16 protein-coding genes are annotated in these 18,208 nt (G+C 62.7%); 9 read left to right on the plus strand and 7 right to left on the minus strand.

What is annotated here, in order from left to right; genetic code table 11:
• The first annotated feature begins 135 nt into the window (after positions 1-135).
• On the plus strand, positions 136-1,155 hold the full coding sequence (locus tag TK06_RS27295) for an alpha/beta fold hydrolase (RefSeq protein WP_063324570.1): 1,020 nt from the start codon (positions 136-138) through the stop codon (positions 1,153-1,155).
• 198 nt (positions 1,156-1,353) lie between these two features.
• On the opposite strand, the gene TK06_RS27300 is transcribed toward TK06_RS27295, so the two are convergent.
• Positions 1,354-2,235: a LysR substrate-binding domain-containing protein gene (locus TK06_RS27300; RefSeq protein WP_063324571.1), complete on the minus strand. Its 882-nt coding sequence runs from the start codon at positions 2,233-2,235 to the stop codon at positions 1,354-1,356.
• A gap of 160 nt (positions 2,236-2,395) precedes the next feature.
• Here TK06_RS27300 and TK06_RS27305 point away from each other — a divergent pair, with 160 nt between their 5' ends.
• From TK06_RS27305 to TK06_RS27330, 6 genes are all read left to right on the plus strand, one after another.
• Positions 2,396-4,033, plus strand: a complete 1,638-nt coding sequence (locus TK06_RS27305; RefSeq protein WP_063325232.1) for a 5-guanidino-2-oxopentanoate decarboxylase — start codon at positions 2,396-2,398, stop codon at positions 4,031-4,033.
• Complete coding sequence (locus TK06_RS27310) at positions 4,030-5,478, plus strand: aldehyde dehydrogenase family protein (RefSeq protein ID WP_063324572.1); 1,449 nt, start codon at positions 4,030-4,032, stop codon at positions 5,476-5,478. The genes TK06_RS27305 and TK06_RS27310 overlap by 4 nt, the downstream gene beginning before the upstream one ends.
• 215 nt (positions 5,479-5,693) lie before the next feature.
• Complete coding sequence (locus TK06_RS27315) at positions 5,694-6,797, plus strand: extracellular solute-binding protein (protein WP_063324573.1); 1,104 nt, start codon at positions 5,694-5,696, stop codon at positions 6,795-6,797.
• Positions 6,798-6,915: 118 nt separating this feature from the next.
• Positions 6,916-7,824 (plus strand): ABC transporter permease, encoded by a 909-nt coding sequence (locus TK06_RS27320; protein WP_063324574.1) that lies wholly within the window; start codon positions 6,916-6,918, stop codon positions 7,822-7,824.
• Positions 7,821-8,669, plus strand: coding sequence for an ABC transporter permease (locus TK06_RS27325; protein ID WP_003205149.1), 849 nt, complete (start codon positions 7,821-7,823; stop codon positions 8,667-8,669). The genes TK06_RS27320 and TK06_RS27325 overlap by 4 nt, the downstream gene beginning before the upstream one ends.
• A 15-nt stretch (positions 8,670-8,684) precedes the next feature.
• Positions 8,685-9,740 carry an ABC transporter ATP-binding protein gene (locus TK06_RS27330; protein ID WP_063324575.1) on the plus strand — a complete coding sequence of 352 codons (1,056 nt, stop codon included), beginning with the start codon at positions 8,685-8,687 and terminating at the stop codon, positions 9,738-9,740.
• 25 nt (positions 9,741-9,765) lie between these two features.
• Here TK06_RS27330 and TK06_RS27335 read toward each other — a convergent pair whose 3' ends face one another.
• Positions 9,766-10,695 (minus strand): AraC family transcriptional regulator, encoded by a 930-nt coding sequence (locus TK06_RS27335; protein WP_063324576.1) that lies wholly within the window; start codon positions 10,693-10,695, stop codon positions 9,766-9,768.
• Between the two features lie 328 nt (positions 10,696-11,023).
• Between TK06_RS27335 and TK06_RS27340 the strand changes: the two genes are divergently transcribed.
• Both TK06_RS27340 and TK06_RS27345 read left to right on the plus strand, forming a co-directional pair.
• Positions 11,024-11,377 carry a putative quinol monooxygenase gene (locus TK06_RS27340; protein ID WP_063324577.1) on the plus strand — a complete coding sequence of 118 codons (354 nt, stop codon included), beginning with the start codon at positions 11,024-11,026 and terminating at the stop codon, positions 11,375-11,377.
• A 43-nt stretch (positions 11,378-11,420) separates the two neighbouring features.
• Entirely contained in the window at positions 11,421-11,654 is a 234-nt protein-coding gene (locus TK06_RS27345) for a hypothetical protein (protein WP_063325233.1), read from the plus strand.
• Between the two features lie 165 nt (positions 11,655-11,819).
• Here the strand turns inward: TK06_RS27345 and TK06_RS27350 are convergent, their stop codons facing one another.
• From TK06_RS27350 to TK06_RS27370, 5 genes are all read right to left on the minus strand, one after another.
• Positions 11,820-12,440 carry a flavin reductase family protein gene (locus tag TK06_RS27350; RefSeq protein WP_063324578.1) on the minus strand — a complete coding sequence of 207 codons (621 nt, stop codon included), beginning with the start codon at positions 12,438-12,440 and terminating at the stop codon, positions 11,820-11,822.
• 278 nt (positions 12,441-12,718) lie between these two features.
• Complete coding sequence (locus tag TK06_RS27355) at positions 12,719-13,207, minus strand: hypothetical protein (protein WP_063324579.1); 489 nt, start codon at positions 13,205-13,207, stop codon at positions 12,719-12,721.
• 298 nt (positions 13,208-13,505) lie between these two features.
• Positions 13,506-14,825, minus strand: a complete 1,320-nt coding sequence (locus tag TK06_RS27360) for an MFS transporter (protein WP_063324580.1) — start codon at positions 14,823-14,825, stop codon at positions 13,506-13,508.
• Positions 14,826-15,035: 210 nt separating this feature from the next.
• Positions 15,036-16,361, minus strand: coding sequence for a sigma-54-dependent transcriptional regulator (locus tag TK06_RS27365; RefSeq protein ID WP_063324581.1), 1,326 nt, complete (start codon positions 16,359-16,361; stop codon positions 15,036-15,038).
• Positions 16,354-18,120 carry a sensor histidine kinase gene (locus tag TK06_RS27370; RefSeq protein ID WP_063325234.1) on the minus strand — a complete coding sequence of 589 codons (1,767 nt, stop codon included), beginning with the start codon at positions 18,118-18,120 and terminating at the stop codon, positions 16,354-16,356. Before TK06_RS27370 ends, TK06_RS27365 begins: the two co-directional genes overlap by 8 nt.
• Positions 18,121-18,208 lie beyond the last annotated feature (88 nt).

Here is an 18,208-nt window from a genome sequence, read left to right on the forward strand (position 1 = left end):
CCAAACAGGTGCCCACATGGCTTCAGATCACCACTCGGCAATCTTCATCAAACTGTCACGCAACTGTGGCAGCGCGCTTGAACAAACTTCATCAGACTCGCGCTCTACTGGGGTTCTGCGTTTCGGTGTTTCTTCATGCGTGTATTCATTTTCCTGGCCGCGTTGTTTTTCGGCCTGCCGTCGATGGCGGCTTCTCGGTGTGACATCAATGTTGCGACCCAACGGGTCGATCTGGCTCAGGTGAGCCTGGCCTACCAGAGCGTTGGCCGTGCCTCGGATCCGGCGCTGTTGCTGGTGATGGGCCTGGGTGGGCAGTTGATCCATTGGCCGGACGAAGTGGTGGTCGCCCTGTGCGAGCAAGGTTTCCGGGTGATTCGCTACGACAACCGCGACGTCGGCCTGTCCACCTGGCGTCAGGCGCCCGGCAGCGCCAACCTGACCTTTGAAGCCCTGCGCTACAAACTCGGCTTGCCCGTGGCCGCGCCTTATACCTTGACCGACATGGCTGATGATGGGCTGGGGTTGATGGATGCCTTGCAGGTGCAAAGCTTCCACGTATTGGGCGTGAGCATGGGCGGTATGATCGCCCAGCACATGGCCGCCATGGCGCCGCAGCGGGTCGAAAGCCTGACCCTGATCATGACCAGTTCCGGTGCCGAAGGCTTGCCCGCCCCTAGCGCCACGTTGGTGCAGTTGCTGTCGCGGCGCGGTGCGCCGAATCGCGAAATGGCCCTGGAACAGCAGGCCGATCTGCTGGCCGCCCTCGGCAGCCCGATGGTGGTCGACGACCGCGAGGCGCTGCTGCATCAGGCCGCAGTGGCCTATGACCGGGCCTTCAACCCCGAGGGCGTAAAGCGTCAGATCATGGCGATCATGGCCGAGCCAAGCCGGGTGACGCTGCTCGATCAACTGCGCGTGCCGACCCTGGTTGTCCACGGCACCGCCGACCCGTTGCTGCCGGTGATGCACGGCGTGCACTTGGCGGCGCACATCCAGGGCAGCCAGTTGAAGCTGATCCCGGGCCTGGCCCATCGTTTCCAGGAGGCATTCAAGGCGCCGTTGCTGGGTGCCGTGCTGCCGTATCTGCAGCAGCATCGCGAAGACACATCGCACTGGGCGCAGATCGAGCCGGTGCAGGCGCCTAATCTGCTCTGACAAGCCCGTACTGATCTCTTGAGCCTGGTGTGATCATGTGGCGAGGGAGCTTGCTCCCGCTGGGCTGCGCAGCAGTCCCATCATCTACCTGCCGCCGCAGTGCCCCAGGCAGACCCCAGGGGTCGCTGCGCAACCCAGCGGGAGCAAGCTCCATCGCCACGGTCCCATTCATCCTTGAATGATCTGGGTGGCTGACGCTTACCGCGCCTTGGCCTGCTCCACCAACCACCCCATCAAGGCCTGCAACGGCCCCGATGCCTCGGGTTTGTGCGGATGCACCAAGTGATAACCCAGCCCGGTCTTGACCTTCAGTTCAAACGGCATCACCAGTCGGCCGGCGCTCAAGTCATCGCCGATCAGCGACCAGTCGCCAATTGCCACGCCCGTGCCTTGGGAGGCCATGGACATCGCCAGGTCCAGGGTTTCGAAATGTTGGCCCTTGCTGACATTGCTCAAGTGCACATCGGCTGCCTTCAGCCAGGCGTTCCAGTCGCGCTCGTCACGGGTGGGGTGCAGCAGCACGTGTTGTTGCAGGTCGGCGGGTTCATGCAGCGGCACCGGCCCTTCCAGGACCGGGCGGGAGCAGACGGGCGTCAGTTGTTCATCGAACAGATGTACGCACGCCAGCGAGGCGTCGGGTGCTGGGCCATAGACCACCGCGGCGTCGAAGGCTTCGCGCTGGAAATCCACGCCGTGCCTGACCGTGGTGGTCAGTTCCACCGGCACGTCCGGTCGTTCCTTCTGCCATTGCAACAGGCGCGGCAGCAGCCAGCGCATCACGCAGGTCGGGGCCTTGAGTTGCAGGGTCTGGCGTTTTTCGCCGACCTGCTCAACCGCTTCGCCGATCAGGCTGAACACCTGCTGCACCCGGGGTAGCCACGCCTGGCCTTCGGCAGTCAGGGTCAGGCCGCGTGCCTGGCGCTGGAACAGTGCATAACCCAGATGATCTTCCAGCCCGGCGATCTGCCGGCTCACCGCGCCTTGGGTGATGTGCAGTTGTTCGGCGGCCCGGGTGAAATTGCAGCATTGGGCCGTGATCAGAAATGTGTGCAGCGCCGGCAGCGGGGGAAGTCGTTTCATTTCGGATCCAAGCCATGACGTGAGGACATGGCTAGTATGACTTTTTATCCATTGTTGCCGCTATGGTCGGACCGTTCCAATAACGCCATTCCCAAGACAGAAAAAGGGTCCCGCCGCATGCCGTGCGAGGCCCTTTACACGACAAGAAAAGGCAATGGCAATGGCGACGTGCGGCGAAGTATTGGTCAAGTTACTCCACGCGTATGGCGTGGAGCAGGTGTTCGGCATTCCTGGCGTGCACACCGTCGAGTTGTACCGCGGGCTGGCCCGTTCCAACATCCGCCATGTGACCCCGCGTCATGAACAGGGCGCAGGTTTCATGGCCGACGGTTACGCTCGGGTCAGCGGCAAGCCCGGCGTGTGTTTCATCATCACCGGCCCCGGCATGACCAACATCACCACCGCCATGGGCCAGGCCTACGCCGATTCGATCCCGATGCTGGTGATCTCCAGCGTGCAATCGCGCAACCAGTTGGGCGGCGGGCGCGGCAAGTTGCATGAACTGCCGAACCAGGCTGCATTGGTGGGCGGTGTCGCGGCGTTTTCCCACACGCTGATGTCCGCCGCTGAATTGCCCGGTGTGCTGGCCCGGGCGTTCGCCGTGTTCCAGGCTGGGCGCCCGCGGCCAGTGCACATTGAAATTCCGTTGGATGTGCTGGTCGAAGACGCCGATGCCTTGCTCGCCAGTGTGCCGGTGAACATCAACCGCGCCGGTGCTGCGCCGAGTGCCGTGGCGCAAATGGCTGCAAAGCTGGCATCGGCTCAACGGCCGTTGATCCTGGCCGGCGGCGGTGCCATCGACGCGGCGGCCGAATTGACTGAACTGGCCGAACGTCTCGGCGCACCCGTGGCGTTGACCATCAATGCCAAGGGCCTGTTACCGTCCCGGCATCCGTTGCTGATCGGCTCCACGCAGAGCCTGGTCGCCACCCGCGCGTTGGTGGCCGAAGCGGATGTGGTGCTGGCCATCGGCACCGAGCTGGCCGAGACCGACTACGACATCACCTTCGCCGGCGGCTTCGAGATTCCCGGTGCGTTGCTGCGCATCGACATCGACCCGGACCAGACCGTGCGCAACTACCCGCCGTACCTGGCGCTGGTGGCCGACGCTCGCGTCGCCACCCGGGCCGTGCTCGATGCGTTGAGCCAGCACCCCTTGGCCGAGCGCCGTGACGATTGGGGCACGACGCGTGCCGCCCGGTTGCGCGCAGAGCTTCAAGGCAGTTGGGACGCCGCGACCCGCGCCCAGACCTTGTTTCTCGACACCGTCTTGCAAGCGCTGCCGGAGGCGGTGTTCGTCGGCGATTCGACCCAACCGGTGTACACCGGCAACCTGACCTTCAACCCGGAGCAGCCACGCCGCTGGTTCAATTCATCCACCGGCTACGGCACCCTCGGCTACGCCTTGCCGGCGGCCATTGGCGCCTGGCTTGGTGGCAAGGACCGGGGCCATGGTCGCCCGGCGGTGGTGTGTTTGATCGGCGATGGCGGGTTGCAGTTCACCCTGCCGGAACTGGCCAGCGCGGTGGAGGCGCGCACGCCGGTGATCGTGCTGCTGTGGAATAACCAGGGCTACGAAGAGATCAAGAAATACATGGTCAACCGCGCCATCGAGCCGGTGGGCGTGGACATCTACACCCCGGATTTCATCGGTGTCGCTAGGGCTTTGGGCTGCGCTGCGCAAGCCATCGACGGCGTGGCGCAACTGCACGCCGCGTTGCTCGCCGCTTGCGACCGGCAGGGTCCGACGCTGATCGAAATCGACCAGGCAACCTGGATGGCGCAGGTGTCGAAATGAATGTCCCTACGACGCAAGACGGGCTGTACATCAACGGTGAGTGGTTGGCCGGCGATCAACCGCTGCGGGTGATCAACCCGGCGACCGAAGCGCTGCTGACCACCGTTCATGGCGGTGGTGAACGCGCCGTCGATCAGGCGTTGAACGCCGCGACCCAGGCGTTCACGCACTGGTCGACCACCACCGGCACCGAGCGTGGCGCGATCCTGCGCCGGATTGCCGCTGGCGTGCAGGCAGGCCGCGAGCGGTTGATGCAATTGCAATCGAGCAACAACGGCAAGCCGTTGTTCGAAGCGGCCATCGATGTCGACGATGTGGTCGCCACCTTCGAGTATTACGCCGAGTTGGCCGAAGGCCTGGACGCTCGGCAAGACAGTCCGCTGGCATTGCCCAGTGCTGATTTCAGCGCACGCCTGCGCCGCGAACCGTGCGGCGTGGTCGGCTTGATCGTGCCGTGGAATTTCCCGATGGTCACCACGGCCTGGAAACTCGCCCCGGCATTGGCTGCCGGCTGCTGCGTGGTGCTCAAGCCCTCGGAGGTCACACCGTTGCCGGAGCTTGCGCTGGCGTCGATCATCGCCGAATCCGGCTTGCCCCACGGGGTGTTCAACCTGGTCTGCGGCACCGGCCTGGCAGTGGGCGCGCCGCTGGCGGCGGACCCGCGCGTGGCGAAGATCTCCTTCACCGGCAGCAACGCGGTGGGCGTGCAAGTGATGCAACGGGCGGCGGAAACGGTGAAGGGCGTGAGCCTGGAGCTGGGCGGTAAATCGTCCCTGTTGGTACTGGCGGATGCCGACCTGGACCTGGCGGTGGAGCTGGCCTGTGGCGGCGCTTTCTTCAATGCCGGACAGATGTGTTCGGCCACCAGCCGCGTGCTGGTGGCCGACGAGCTGGCCGATGAATTCCTGCGCCGGCTCAAGGCCCGTGCCGAAGCGATCCGCGTGGCCGATCCGTTCGATCCGGACGTGGAGATGGGGACACTGGTCAACCAGGCGCAATACCAGCGAGTACTGGGGCACATCGACCGAGGCCTGAGCGCCGGAGCGACCCTGGTGTGCGGCGGCCAGCGACCGGCGCACCTGCCGCGCGGCTTTTTTCTACAGCCGACAATCTTCACTGACGTGCCCCTCGACAGTGCGCTGTGGTGCGAAGAGATCTTCGGGCCAGTGGTGTGTGTACGCCGTTTCAGCAGCCAGGCGCAGGCCATCGCCCTGGCCAACGACAGCCGTTTCGGTCTGGTGGCCAGCGTGGTCAGCCGCGATGCCGAAGCCGCCGGGCAGGTGGCCGACGCGTTGCAGGCTGGGCTGGTGTGGATCAACGCGCCCCAGGTGATTTTTCCCCAGGCGGCGTGGGGAGGGTACAAGCAGAGCAGCCTGGGCCGCGAGTTGGGACCTTGGGGATTGGCCGCGTTCCAGGAAATCAAGCATGTGGTCCGGGCGATCTGACGGCACGTTTTCAGGTCATGCATGCCTCGAAAAAAGGCATGCGCCAAGGACATGGCTCCAATGAGTTTTTTTCGATAGTCAGGGATTTTGCACAACCTCAGGATGGCCGCAGGCGGCGGCAAAGCCCAGGCAATACGGGGCTTTCGTCGACGCCGAACGGTGCGGGCACAACGGTTTTTACCCACCTCATACTTAAAAGAATAAAGGGAGTCCTCATGGGCGAGCATGATCTGAACAGACGTCAATTCATCAAGACTGCAAGTGTGGTTTCGGTTGCAGCGGCGGCCATGAGCATGCCGTTCATCAGTGCGCGGGCCAGTGACACGCGGTTCGTCGGCAAGACCCTGCGCCTGCTGACCTGGTCCGATGACACCGGGCTGGCGGCGCTGCGCAACATCGCCGCCACCTTCGAGGCCAAGACCGGGGCCAAGGTCATTGCCGACCGCACCGGCAGTACCTCGGAGATGGTGGCCAAGCTCAAGGCCGGTGGCGACCGGCCGCAGTACGACATTATCACCCTGGCAGGCGTCGGCGCCGAGGGCCTGGCCGTCGCCGGGCTGCTGGAAAAGCCTGACCTCAACCGCATTCCCAACCTGGCTGACGTGCCGGCGCAATACCGCACCGGCGCTGGCGGCCATGGCATCGGTTACCTGCTGTGGTGCAACAGCCTGGTCTACAGCACCCGTACCTTGCAGCAGGCACCGGACAGTTACGCTGCGCTGTGGGACGCGGAGCTGGCGCCGAACATTTTCCTGCCGCCGCCAAACTGGACCGAGGCCATGGACCTGATCATCATCGCCGCCAAGCTGGCCGGTGGTGATGAACACAACATCGAGCCCGGCTTCAAGAAACTCGCCGAACTCAAGGATCGGGTGGTGACCCTGGGGGAAAACCCGAACCAGATCGCCGAGCTGTTCCGCACTGGTTCCCTGGACATGGGCGGCTTGTACGCGCCGGCGTTCTTTCCCAAGCAGATCCGCGACCCGGCCTACAGCCTGGGGGCGACGTTCGGCATGAAGGAAGGTTTCTACACCGACCTGATGCTCTCGGTCATGCCAAAAAACCGCCCGGGCGACACTGACCTGGCCTACGCCTTCATCGACCACTCCCTCGACCCGCTGGTGCAGGGCAAGATGGCCGAAGACATCTTCAACGGCCCGGTCAACGCCAAGGCCATCATTTCCAGCGAAGCGCGCAAGAGCCCCTACATCCTCACCCCGGAGCAAATCGCCGACAAAGCGATCATGCATGACAACGCCTTCCTGGCGACGGTGCATGACCAGTGGATTCGCCGGTACACGGAAATCTTTTCTTCCTGATCCCGGTCTTGTGAGCATTCGAAATCCAGTGTGGGAGCGAGCAGGCTCGCTCCCACAGGGCGTTGAGCGGGTTTGAAATTGTGTTTGCTCTGTCGTTTTCCTCTGACGAGATTTTGCCATGGAACCCCAACCGTTAACCCATCCCCAACGTGTTGCGCCCATGCGACCACCCCGGGGTATTTCACCCACCGGCCGAGCCTGGCTGTTCCTGTCGCCGTCCATGCTGTTTCTCGGCGTGCTGATCGCCGCCAGCCTGCTGGTGCTGCGCATGAGCGTCGGCACCAAGGGCGCGGAGTGGAGTGGGTTCAGCCTCGCCAGCTACGAGCAGTTGCTGGAGCCTTATTACCTCAAGTCCCTGCTGCTGACCTTGCGCCTTGCATTGATCAGCGCGGTGATTGCTGTGCTGCTGGCGATCCCCGTGGCCTACACCATGTCGCGCCTGGCCTCGCCGTTGTTGCGGCGGGTGTTCCTGGCGGCGGTGCTGTTGCCGCTGTTGGTCAACCTGCTGCTGCAAAGCTATGGCTGGCTGGTGATCCTCGGCCCTGCCGGCATGCTCAATCAGGCACTCATGGGCCTGGGTCTGATCAAGCGGCCGATCATGCTGCTGTACAACCAGAATGGTGTGTTGATGGGCCTGGTCCAGACGGCCTTCCCGCTGGCCGTGCTGCCCATCGCCAGCGCCATGCGTGGTGTCGCCCGCAGCTATGAAGAGGCCGCCGCGACCCTCGGCGCCAGCCGCTTCCAGGTCTTTCGCCAAGTGGTGCTGCCCATGAGCCTGCCGGGCATCATCACCGGCGCGACGCTGGTGTTTGCCTACAACGCCAGCAGCTTTGTCGTGCCGCTGCTGTTGGGCGGTCGGCGGGTGCCGATGCTGGCGGTGATGGTCCACGATCAGATTGCCCCGTTGATGAACTGGCCCGCCGCGTCCGCCGCCGGGGTGGTGCTGATTGTCACCACATTGATGATCATGACCCTGTCCGAATACTTCACCGGCCGTCGTCGGCGGATGCTGGAGGCTTCTCAATGACCGCGTTGAGCAAAAAACGCCAGTCGCTGTTGCCCGGTGAAACCGGGCGCGCAGTGGGGCTGCTGTCGGGTTTCATCCTGTTGCTGGCGGTGCTGCCGATCCTGACCATGATCGTCATGTCCTTCAGCGGCGCCGCGAACCTGGACTTTCCGCCGAGCAGCTACAGCCTGCAATGGTATCGGGCGGCCTGGCACACCTTCGTGTCGCCGGATGCCAGCGATGTGCTGAGCCTGGGCCAGGCCATGGGCACCAGCCTGTTGGTGGCCTGCCTGACCATGATTTTCGCCACGCTGATCGCCGTGCCGGCGGCCTACGCGCTGACCCGTTGCGAATTCCGGGGCAAGGCCGTGGCGTTGCAACTGATGTCGCTGCCGCTGGTGTTTCCCATGGTGGTGCTGGGGTTGGCGCTGCTGTTGGTGTTCGACAGCCTGCCGTTCCAGATGACCACCTCGCGGCTGGTCATTGCCCACGTGATCCTCGCCTTGCCGTTCGTGGTGAAGAACTGCACCGCCGCCATGCTTGGCATCGGCAGCGAAGTCGAAGAAGCCGCGCGAATGCTCGGGGCGACGCCACGGCGGGCCATCGTCGATGTGGTGGTGCCATTGATGAAGTCGGGGATTCTCGCCGGGATGCTGCTGGCGTTCATTGTCTCGTTCAACGAATTCACCGTGACCTATTTCCTCTACACCATCGATGTCATGACCGTGCCGATCTGGATGTACAGCCGCACCGTGTCGTCGTTGGACCCCACCGTTTTCTCGTTTGCCGTGCTCATCGTGCTGATCGACTTCGTGCTGATCTGGGCGTTGGAGAAGCTGGTGGGCGAGGGCGGCGTTTCCTTTTGATTTCAAGGTGAAGACATGACTGGACTGATACTGGAAAACGTCGAGAAACATTACGGCTCGGCCTGCGCGGTGAAGGACGTGAACCTGCATTTGCCAGAAGGAAAACTGGTGTGTTTCCTCGGGCCTTCAGGCTGTGGCAAGACCACGTTGTTGCGCATGATCGCCGGCCTGGAAAGCCTCAGCGGCGGGGAAATCCGCCTGGATGGGCAAGACATCGGCCATACCCCGGCGCACCTGCGCAACTTCGGCATGGTGTTTCAATCGCTGGCGCTGTTCCCCCACATGACCGTCGGCGAGAACATCGCCTATCCGCTGAAGCTTCGGGGTGTGGGCAAGGCCGAGCAACAAGCGCGGGTGGTGGAGCTGCTGGAACTGATCCAGCTCCAGGCGATGATCGACCGGCCCGTGGCGAAACTGTCCGGTGGCCAACGCCAGCGCGTGGCGATTGCCCGGGCCATCGCCGCCCGGCCGAAGATCCTCTTGCTGGACGAACCGCTGTCGGCCCTGGACGCCAAGCTGCGCGAGTCGATGCAAGTGGAAATCCGCCAACTGCAACAGCGGCTGAACATCACCACGATCCTCGTGACCCACGATCAACGCGAAGCTATGACCATGGCCGACATCGTCGTGGTGCTGGGCGAACATCGGGTGCAACAGGTCGGTACGCCGATCGAGATCTACCGGCACCCGGCCAATGAGTTCGTCGCCGACTTCATCGGCTCAGGCAACATTTTTCCGGCGACCACCCTGGGCAACGGGCGAGTGGAGCTGCCGGGTGGCGATGCGCTGGAGGTGCCGGCCAGCGATAGCCTCAAGGTCGGCGAAAACATCAAGCTGCTGGTGCGCCCCGAAGACCTGCAACTGTCCGCGCCCCAGGCCACGGTGGGCAACCGGTTGCTGGGCAAGGTCACGTTCGTGCGCGACATTGGTGCGACGATCGAGACCACGGTGGAGTGTTCTGGAATCTCGTTCACGGCACTGAGTACGCCGTGCCAGGGCATGGATCTGGGGATTGGGCATGCGGTGTCGGTGACCATACCGGCGCAGGCATGTCGGGTGCTCGCTGCCTGATTTCAAAAGGCAATGCAAACCCAGATCAAACCGTCATCCGCAACCGCGCCAAGTCCCGCAACGGCGGCGCGCCGAACAACCGGCTGTACTCGCGGCTGAACTGCGAAGGGCTTTCATAGCCCACCCGATAGCCCGCCGCCGAAGCTTCCAGCCCTTCGGCCAGCATCAGGCGCCGGGCTTCCTGCAAGCGCAGTTGCTTCTGGTATTGCAGCGGGCTCATGGCGGTCATGGCCTTGAAGCGGTGGTGCAGGGTCGAGACGCTGAGGTTCACTTCCCGGGCCAGGTCATCGATGCGCAACGGCTGTTCGAAATGGCCGTTGAGCCATTTGATCGCCTGGCTGATGCGATGGCTCTGACTGTTGGCGATAGCGATTTCGTACAGCCGATAACCCTGGGGACTGCGCAGCAGACGATAGAGGATTTCCCGGCGCACCAGCGGCGCGAGCATGGCGATGTCTTTCGGCGTATCGAGCAACCGCGCCAGGCGCAGTACGGCGTCGAGCATTGGCGTGTCCAGGCGTTCGACATACAGCCCGCGCCCGGCGGGGCGGGTCGGTACGCCCAGGGGGCCGGCGTCGGCGATCAACGCGGTGATTTCCGCGGGGTCGATGTCCAGGCGCAGGGCCAGGATGGGTTGCTCGGGCGAAACGTCGGCAATGCAACCACTCAGCGGCATCGAGACCGAGACCACCAGGTAATGGAGTGGGTCGTAGTTGAACAACTCATCCGCCAGGCGCACCTGTTTGCTGCCCTGGGCCATGATGCACAGCGCCGGTTGCGCCAACACCGGGGCGAACTTATGCGGCTGGCTGTGCCGTGACAGATTCAGTGAGCCGATGGCCGTGGCGTAGCTTCCGTCTTCGCTGGTGTTGCGGTCGATGATCGATGCCAGTTCGGCGCGCTGTTGTTCCAGATACGTGTCCAGTGGGACGTGGGCGTGGTCGAGTGGCGACATGCCGGGATCCTCAAGCGATAGGGAGCGATGAACAAAAGCTTATGTTTGTGCAAGGCGCAGCGGTAGCAACATCCTGTTGAAAGCTTGCCTGATCCTGCACGGCGCAAAGGGCCATGACGCTGCAATGCTGTGGAAACTTGCTTGAAACCTTTTGTTTCAACTTCCTGGGTTTCGACCGGATCGATAGCAAATTTTATGATACCGACGCGCAGGATCGTGCAATGGGTCGGCAGGAATCGACTAACGAAACTGGCAGGGCGGCGCTTAACCTTTGATCCTGTCGCGGCCTGTCCCCGGCTGCACAACGGATGACCTGGGAGGGTTGAACATGTCTACACAGATCCCCGTCAGTCACATGGCTTTTGTCCGGGCCCGTACCGGTTGCTCCAGGCAACTGGGGGCGCGCCTGAGTACGCTGATCGCGCCCTCGCGCCAGGCCCCCGGTTGCCTGTACTTTGCCTTGCAGCATTCGCAGTGCGATGCCGATTTGTGGCTGGTGTCCGGGCTTTGGGTCAATCAGGCGGCCATGGATGCCTACTTCAATTCCCCGGCCATGGCGATATTTGCCGAGCTGGTGCAAGACCTGGTGGTGAGCAGCCTGGATTTCCATACGTTCCGCGACGTGTCCGCCGCCCAGGCGACCGAAGGGTGCCGGGCGCAGGTACACAAACTGGCCGGTTGAAGGTTTAATGAGCGTCATTTTCCACCGCCAGGATGCACAAGACATGGCACGTAAAGCCTTTGAAACCTTTGAAGCTGTTTCCGCTGTAATCCCCAAAGAAGGCGGCGGCTACCATGCCGCCATCGCCACCAAGGCCATCGGTGGTTCCGGTGCGCCACGTTTCAACAAGATCCTTGAAGAGCAAACCTTCGAGACCGCGGTCAAAGCCGATGAAGCGGCAGCCCTGCAACTGACCCACCTCAAAGGTGTCGACGACGAGGGCGGGTTGGTCTGGTAGCGGCACGATCACCCGGTAGGGCTTTTGTGGCGAGGGAGCTTGCTCCCGCTGGGCTGCGAAGCGGCCCCCCCGGTTTGTCTGACACACCGCAAGGGGACGCTGCGCGTCCAGCGGGAGCAAGCTCCCTCGCCACAGGTTGCTGTTTCTTCTTGAGAGCCGTGTCGCTTACTTCGGGCGATGCATCTTGAACAACGCCTCAGGCCCCAGCTGGAAATAATCCGCCGGCCCGCCACCGCGCAAGATCGGCTCGGCGGCGGCGGTGTCGTACACCCCGTCTTTCAACAACCACTTGGCGATATGCACGGCGACCACTTCGCCGAGAATCAGCCAGCTTGGCACCAGCCCTTTGTCCGCTCGCTGCAGTTGAATAATCTGCGTGACCTTGCATTCGAAGGACACCGGGCTTTCGGCGACGCGTGGAACCTGGATTACCCGTGATGGGGCGGCCGTCAAACCCGCCAGTTCGAACTCATTGACCTCTGGGGCGACCATCGCGCAGCTCTGGTTCATCTGCTCGGCCAGCGGGCGCGTGGCCAGGTTCCAGGCGAATTCGCCGGTCTGTTCGATGTTGTTCAGGCTGTCTTTGCGCCCAACGCTGGAGAACCCGATGATCGGTGGAATGTAGTTGAAGGCGTTGAAAAAACTGTAGGGCGCAAGGTTCAGGCGGCCTTCGGCATCCTGGGACGAAATCCAGCCAATGGGGCGCGGGCCAACGATGGCGTTGAATGGGTCGTGGGGTAGGCCGTGGCCGTTGGCGGGTTCGTAGAAGTGGATGTCATCGGGCATGGTTGAAGAAGGTCCTGCGGTGGGGTTTCAAAGGGATTGGAAGATAGTGCAGGGCCGCACTGTTTTTGTCAGCACCCAGGGACACTGGGGGAGCGGGCTGTTCGCGAATGCGCAGGTTCAGATACATAGATGTCGACTGACATACTGTCTTCGCGAGCAAGCCCGCTCCCACAATTTGATGAGTGGCGATAACAAAACCACTGGCGGTCTTCCTTTTTCCATATCCCATGAATAACTAAGCCCGGCCGAAGCCGGGCTGTGAGGGTGTCGTTCTCGGGTTAGCTGATGGCAGCAGTGTTAGTGCGGTCGAAGCCATCTTCGGCAACGGTGGCGCCGTTAGTGCGGTCGAAGCCATCTTCGGCAACGGTGGCGCCGTTAGTGCGGTCGAAGCCATCTTCAGCAACGGTGGCGCCGTTAGTGCGGTCGAAACCATCTTCAGCAACGGTGGCGCCGTTAGTGCGGTCGAAGCCATCTTCAGCAACGGTGGCGCCGTTAGTGCGGTCGAAGCCATCTTCGGCAACGGTGGCGCCGTTAGTGCGGTCGAAGCCATCTTCGGCAACGGTGGCGCCGTTAGTGCGGTCGAAGCCGTCTTCAGCAACGGTGGCGCCGTTAGTGCGGTCGTAACCATCAGATGCGACGGTGGCGGCGCTCGTACGGTCATAACCATCGGCGGCGATGGCCGAGCTGGTGCGGTCGAAACCGTCGGCAGCAAAGGTGTTGGCAGCCAGTACGGAAAGGGTCAGGGCGATGATCAGTTTGGTTTTCATGGTCGTGCTCCAGAATGTTTGGCGTTAGCGCCTTGGGTGTGGAGTTGATATTACGCTTGTTAATTTGATTAAAAAGCGCAAAAAAATGCTCAAATAAATCGATAAAATCGATGTGTTCGCCATTGCAGCAGAGCGGTCAATGAGCCATTGCCGGCGTATTCGAGTGGCGTTCTGTTGAGGATGAGGATGAAGGTCAGGCATTAACCAGGGATTAATGTCAGAAAAATCTTTAGCCAAGGAACGAAAAAAGGGGCGAACCCTGTCAGGTTCGCCCCTTTTTGTTTGTACGACTTGGAGGTCAGTCGGTCACGATCCGCGAATGCTTGCGGGTGTCTTTCATGGTGATGTACACCAGCAGCGACACAGCGATGCAGGCCGTCACGTACCAGTAGTAACCGGTTTCCATGCCGATGCTCTTGAACCATAGGGCGATGTATTCAGCGGTGCCGCCGAAGATCGACACGGTCAGTGCGTACGGCAGGCCGACGCCCAGGGCGCGGATTTCGGTGGGGAACAGCTCGGCTTTCACCACGGCGTTGATCGAGGTGTAGCCGCTGACGATGATCAGCGCGGCCATGATCAGGAAGAACGCACCCCACCAGGTCTGGATGGTGTGAAGGGTGGTGAGGATCGGCACGGTGAACAGCGTGCCGAGGATGCCGAAGGCGATCAGGATCGGCCGGCGACCGATCTTGTCCGACAGCCCGCCGATCACCGGTTGCAGGCACATGAACAGGAACAGGGTGGCGGCGGAAATGGTGGTGGAGTCGGAGATGCTCATGCCGACGGTGTTCACCAGGTATTTCTGCATGTAGGTGGTGTAGGTGTAGAACGCCAGCGTGCCGCCCATGGTCAAGCCGACCACGGTCATCAGTTCCTTGGGATGGCGCAGCAAGGTGCGCATGGCGCTTTCCTTGGCTTTTTCCTTCTTGGTGAACGACTCGGTTTCTTCCATGCCGCGCCGCAGGTACAGCGCCACGATCGCACACAGCGCGCCGATGGCGAACGGGATGCGCCAGCCCCAGGCATACAGCTGTTCGGTGGTGAGGAACTGTTGCAGCACGATCAGCACGCCGAGGGCGATGAGCTGGCCGGAGATCAGGGTCACGTACTGGAAGCTGGAGAAGAAGCCGCGACGTTCCTTGGTCGCCATTTCGCTCAGGTAGGTCGCCGAGGTGCCGTACTCGCCACCCACCGACAGGCCTTGGAGCAGGCGGGCAAACACCAGCAGGATCGGCGCACCGACGCCGATGGTTTCGTAGCTCGGGCTCAAGGCGATGATCAGCGAGCCGAAGCACATCAGGTACACCGAGGCCATCAGTGCCCGTTTGCGACCGGCGCGGTCAGCGTACAGACCCATCAACCACCCGCCGATCGGGCGCATCAGGAAGCCCACGGCGAAGATCGCGGCGGTATTGAGCAATTGGGCGGTGGTGTCGCCCTTGGGGAAGAAGACTTTGGCGAAGTACAACGAGAAAGCGGCGTAGACGTACCAGTCATACCACTCGACCATGTTGCCGACCGAGCCGCTGAAGATCGATTTGATCCGGCTGGCGGTGGTTCTTTCACGGGCGGGCACGGCAGCCGACCCAAGGGGCAGGGCGTTGGAGTTATCCATTGAAGGATCCTTCGTTTAATTGTTTTTGTGGAGCGCGTGGGAACGCAGCCTGCCAGGGCTATAGCAGGAGCTGTGCCAGGTGGCAGAAGGCCGGTTTAGAGGGGGTAGTGACGTTGAATGAGCGGAAATCCGCTTGCTTTGGATTCGGCATGAGCGGGAATCCGCTTATGTTGATCGTTCCCACGCGGGAGCGTGGGAGCGATCAACACCCTACAAAAACATTTCCCGACTCAACCCATGGCGCTGCATCTTTTCATTGAAGGTGCGGCGCGGCAGTTGCAGTTCTTCGAGCACCGCTTTCACATCGCCTTTGTGCCGCGTCAGGGCGGCGCGCAGGCATTGGGCTTCGAAGGCTTCCTGCTGGGCCGCGAGGGACTGGCCCGGCTCCGTCTCCAGGGCCTGTGGTTGATCGAGCCCCAACACCTGGCGTTCGGCGACATTGGCCAGCTCTCGCACGTTGCCCGGCCAGTCGTGGCTGAGCAGGTGGCTCAATTGCGGGCCGCTCAGGGGCGCGGCGGCGCGGCCCAGGCGTTCGGCGGCGCTGTGGGTGAAATGCTCGAACAGTAGGGGAATGTCCTCGCGCCGTTCTCGCAGCGGCGGCAGGCGCAGCTCGGCGATGTTCAAGCGATAGGCCAGGTCTTCGCGAAAACGCCCGGCCCGGGCTTCGTCCAGCAGGTCGGGCTTGGTGGCGGCGATGATGCGCAGGTCCACCTGGATGCTCTGGTTGGAACCCAGGCGTTCGAGCTTCTGTTCCTGCAACACCCGCAATAACTTGACCTGCTGGGCCAGGGGCATGCTCTCGATTTCATCGAGGAACAGCGTGCCGCCGTTGGCGTATTCGAGCTTGCCGATGCGCTTGCCCTGGGCGCCGGTGAAGGCGCCGCTTTCGTGACCGAACAGCTCCGCTTCGAACAGCGCTTCGGGAATGGCTGCGCAGTTCAACGCGACGAAGGGCATGCTCGCCCTCGTGCCGAAGTCGTGCAGGCAACGGGCGACCAGTTCCTTGCCGCTGCCGGTTTCGCCGCGGATCAACACGTTGACCGGCAGTGCGGCCAGGTCCAGCACCTGGCGCCGCAGGTTTTGCAACGCACGGGAAACGCCCAGCAGCGTGCCATCGAGGCGGGCCCGGGCGTCGGCTTGTTCATGCAGGCGACGGTTTTCCAGGACCAGGGTGCGCTTGTCCAGGGCCCGGCGCAGGCTGCCGAGCAGGGCTTCGGGGCTGAAGGGTTTTTCCAGGAAGTCGTAGGCGCCGTCGCGCATGGCCTCCACAGCCATGGGCACGTCGCCGTGGCCGGTCAACAAAATCACCGGCAGGTCCGGATCGCGGCGACGCACTTCGGCCAACAGTTCCAGGCCGCTGAGGCCGGGCATGCGCACGTCGCTGAGGATCACCCCGGGGAAATGCTCCGGCAACCGGGCCAGGCATTCGTCGGCGCGGGCGAACAACTGCACCTGGAACCCCGACAGGCTCAACCATTGCTCGACGGCACTGCGGATGCTGCCTTCGTCATCCACGACCATGACTGAATCAAGCATGCAGTTGGGCCTCCTGATCGATGGGCAAGGTCACGCAGAATACTGCGCCATGTTCGTGATTGTCTGCCGTCAGCCGCCCGCCGGATTCATGAATGATCGCGAAGGAAACCGCCAGCCCCAAGCCCAAGCCGTCGCCTACCGCCTTGGTGGTGAAAAACGGATCGAACACCTGGGCCAGGTGTTCCTCGGCGATCCCGGTGCCGCTGTCGCTGACGGTCAGGCGCCACAATTGCTCATCGGCCTCCAGGCGCACTTCCAGGCGCTTGATGGGTTGCTCGGCCATGGCGTCGAGGGCATTGCGCAGCAGGTTGATCAACACTTGTTCGAGGCGGATCGCATCGCCGCGCACCCAGGCCGGTCGAGTCAGGTGCAACACGGTGCTGATCTGTTCGTCGCGCAGGCGCGTGTCCAGCAATTGCAGCGCCTGGTCGACCACCGCCGCCAGGTCCAGGCGTTCGCGCAGGCCGCTGGGGCTTTTGCGGGCAAATGTTTTCAAGTGGCCGGTGAGGGCGGCCATACGCGTCAGCATGTCGTCCACCGGCTTGAGGGCCTTGTAGGCGTCATCGACCCGACCGTGATCGAGCAACAAGCGCAGGGTCGCCAATTGCATGCGCTGGGCGGTCAAGGGCTGGTTGATTTCATGGGCCAGGGCCGCCGACATCTGCCCCAGTGCCGCCAGCTTGGCCGATTGCACCAACCCGTCCTGGGCCGTGCGCAGATCCCGGGTACGTTCTTCGACCAACCGTTCGAGCTCTTCGCGGCTGCGCTGGCGCAACCTTGCCAGGCGCCAGCGCTGGTTGAGAAACAGCAGCAGGAACACCAGCGCCAGCCACGAACCGGCGGCCGCGAGCCCGGCATTACGCCGGTCTTCGAAGGCGATCTGCGGACGGCGCAGCAAGTGCAGCGTCCAGCCTTCGGCGGTCAGCGGCAAGGATTCCCACAGGTACTCCGCCGCGCCATCGGGCGTCTCGACCCGGGCCAGATGGCTATTGTCGTCAAAGCGCCGCAACGTTTCGTAAGCCAGCGGTTGCAACGGTTGTTTGTCGTATTGACGGGTGGCCTTGAGCTCGGCGCGGTCGCTGTCGCTCAGCGGCTGCAAGTGGCGATAACGCCAGCCCGGGCGGTTGGCGATGAAGATGATGCTCCGGGCATCGCTGACCAGCAGAGTGTCGCTGCCCTGGCGCCATTCGCGTTCCAGCTCCGGAAACTCCAGCTTTACCACCATCGCGCCGAGGAACTCGCCGTTGTCGTCGGTCACGGCGCTGGAGAGGAAGTATCCCGGGATGCCGCTGGTCACGCCCACCGCATAAAAACGTCCGGTGCCCTGGGTGCGGGTCTGGAGGAAATACGGACGAAAGCCATAGTTGTGCCCGACATAGCTGCTGGGCAGGCGCCAGTTGCTGGCCGCGACGGCCAAGCCTGTGTGGTCGAGCAATTCCAGGGTGGATGACTGGGCGGCGCCATTGATCCGTTCCAGCTTGCGGTTCAATACATCCTGCTGCGCCGCGCCGACCGGTCCCTTGAGGGCCGAACGTAACTCCGGGTCCAGCGCCAGCACGGCAGGCAGGGCGCGATAGCGCTCGATCAGGGTGTGCAACGAATTGGCGTACAGCGCCAACTGCTGGTTGGCACGGCTGGCGTCTTCTTCCAGGGCCACGCGTTCGGCGTGGCGCACGGCGAGGGTGGCGGCAACGGCTGCGCCGGTGAGGATCAGCAAGGTGTACAACGACAGACGCAAGGTACGGGTAGTTGGCAGCATGCTGGTGTGAACAGTTGCAAGTCGGGCGGGCACGATAGCATGGCGGTTGCGAAGACGGCTGCACATCCATATTCAAGGTGTCATTCAT

It is taken from the genome of Pseudomonas fluorescens, assembly GCF_001623525.1.
Classification (GTDB): Bacteria; Pseudomonadota; Gammaproteobacteria; order Pseudomonadales; family Pseudomonadaceae; genus Aquipseudomonas; species Aquipseudomonas fluorescens_Q.

Bases quoted from the DNA above. Each gene is read 5' to 3' on its own strand.
- TK06_RS27295 (WP_063324570.1), top strand. From the start codon at position 136: ATGCGTGTATTCATTTTCCTGGCCGCGTTGTTTTTCGGCCTGCCGTCG.
- TK06_RS27300 (WP_063324571.1), bottom strand. From the start codon at position 2,235: ATGAAACGACTTCCCCCGCTGCCGGCGCTGCACACATTTCTGATCACG.
- TK06_RS27305 (WP_063325232.1), top strand. From the start codon at position 2,396: ATGGCGACGTGCGGCGAAGTATTGGTCAAGTTACTCCACGCGTATGGC.
- TK06_RS27310 (WP_063324572.1), top strand. From the start codon at position 4,030: ATGAATGTCCCTACGACGCAAGACGGGCTGTACATCAACGGTGAGTGG.
- TK06_RS27315 (WP_063324573.1), top strand. From the start codon at position 5,694: ATGGGCGAGCATGATCTGAACAGACGTCAATTCATCAAGACTGCAAGT.
- TK06_RS27320 (WP_063324574.1), top strand. From the start codon at position 6,916: ATGGAACCCCAACCGTTAACCCATCCCCAACGTGTTGCGCCCATGCGA.
- TK06_RS27325 (WP_003205149.1), top strand. From the start codon at position 7,821: ATGACCGCGTTGAGCAAAAAACGCCAGTCGCTGTTGCCCGGTGAAACC.
- TK06_RS27330 (WP_063324575.1), top strand. From the start codon at position 8,685: ATGACTGGACTGATACTGGAAAACGTCGAGAAACATTACGGCTCGGCC.
- TK06_RS27335 (WP_063324576.1), bottom strand. From the start codon at position 10,695: ATGTCGCCACTCGACCACGCCCACGTCCCACTGGACACGTATCTGGAA.
- TK06_RS27340 (WP_063324577.1), top strand. From the start codon at position 11,024: ATGTCTACACAGATCCCCGTCAGTCACATGGCTTTTGTCCGGGCCCGT.
- TK06_RS27345 (WP_063325233.1), top strand. From the start codon at position 11,421: ATGGCACGTAAAGCCTTTGAAACCTTTGAAGCTGTTTCCGCTGTAATC.
- TK06_RS27350 (WP_063324578.1), bottom strand. From the start codon at position 12,440: ATGCCCGATGACATCCACTTCTACGAACCCGCCAACGGCCACGGCCTA.
- TK06_RS27355 (WP_063324579.1), bottom strand. From the start codon at position 13,207: ATGAAAACCAAACTGATCATCGCCCTGACCCTTTCCGTACTGGCTGCC.
- TK06_RS27360 (WP_063324580.1), bottom strand. From the start codon at position 14,825: ATGGATAACTCCAACGCCCTGCCCCTTGGGTCGGCTGCCGTGCCCGCC.
- TK06_RS27365 (WP_063324581.1), bottom strand. From the start codon at position 16,361: ATGCTTGATTCAGTCATGGTCGTGGATGACGAAGGCAGCATCCGCAGT.
- TK06_RS27370 (WP_063325234.1), bottom strand. From the start codon at position 18,120: ATGCTGCCAACTACCCGTACCTTGCGTCTGTCGTTGTACACCTTGCTG.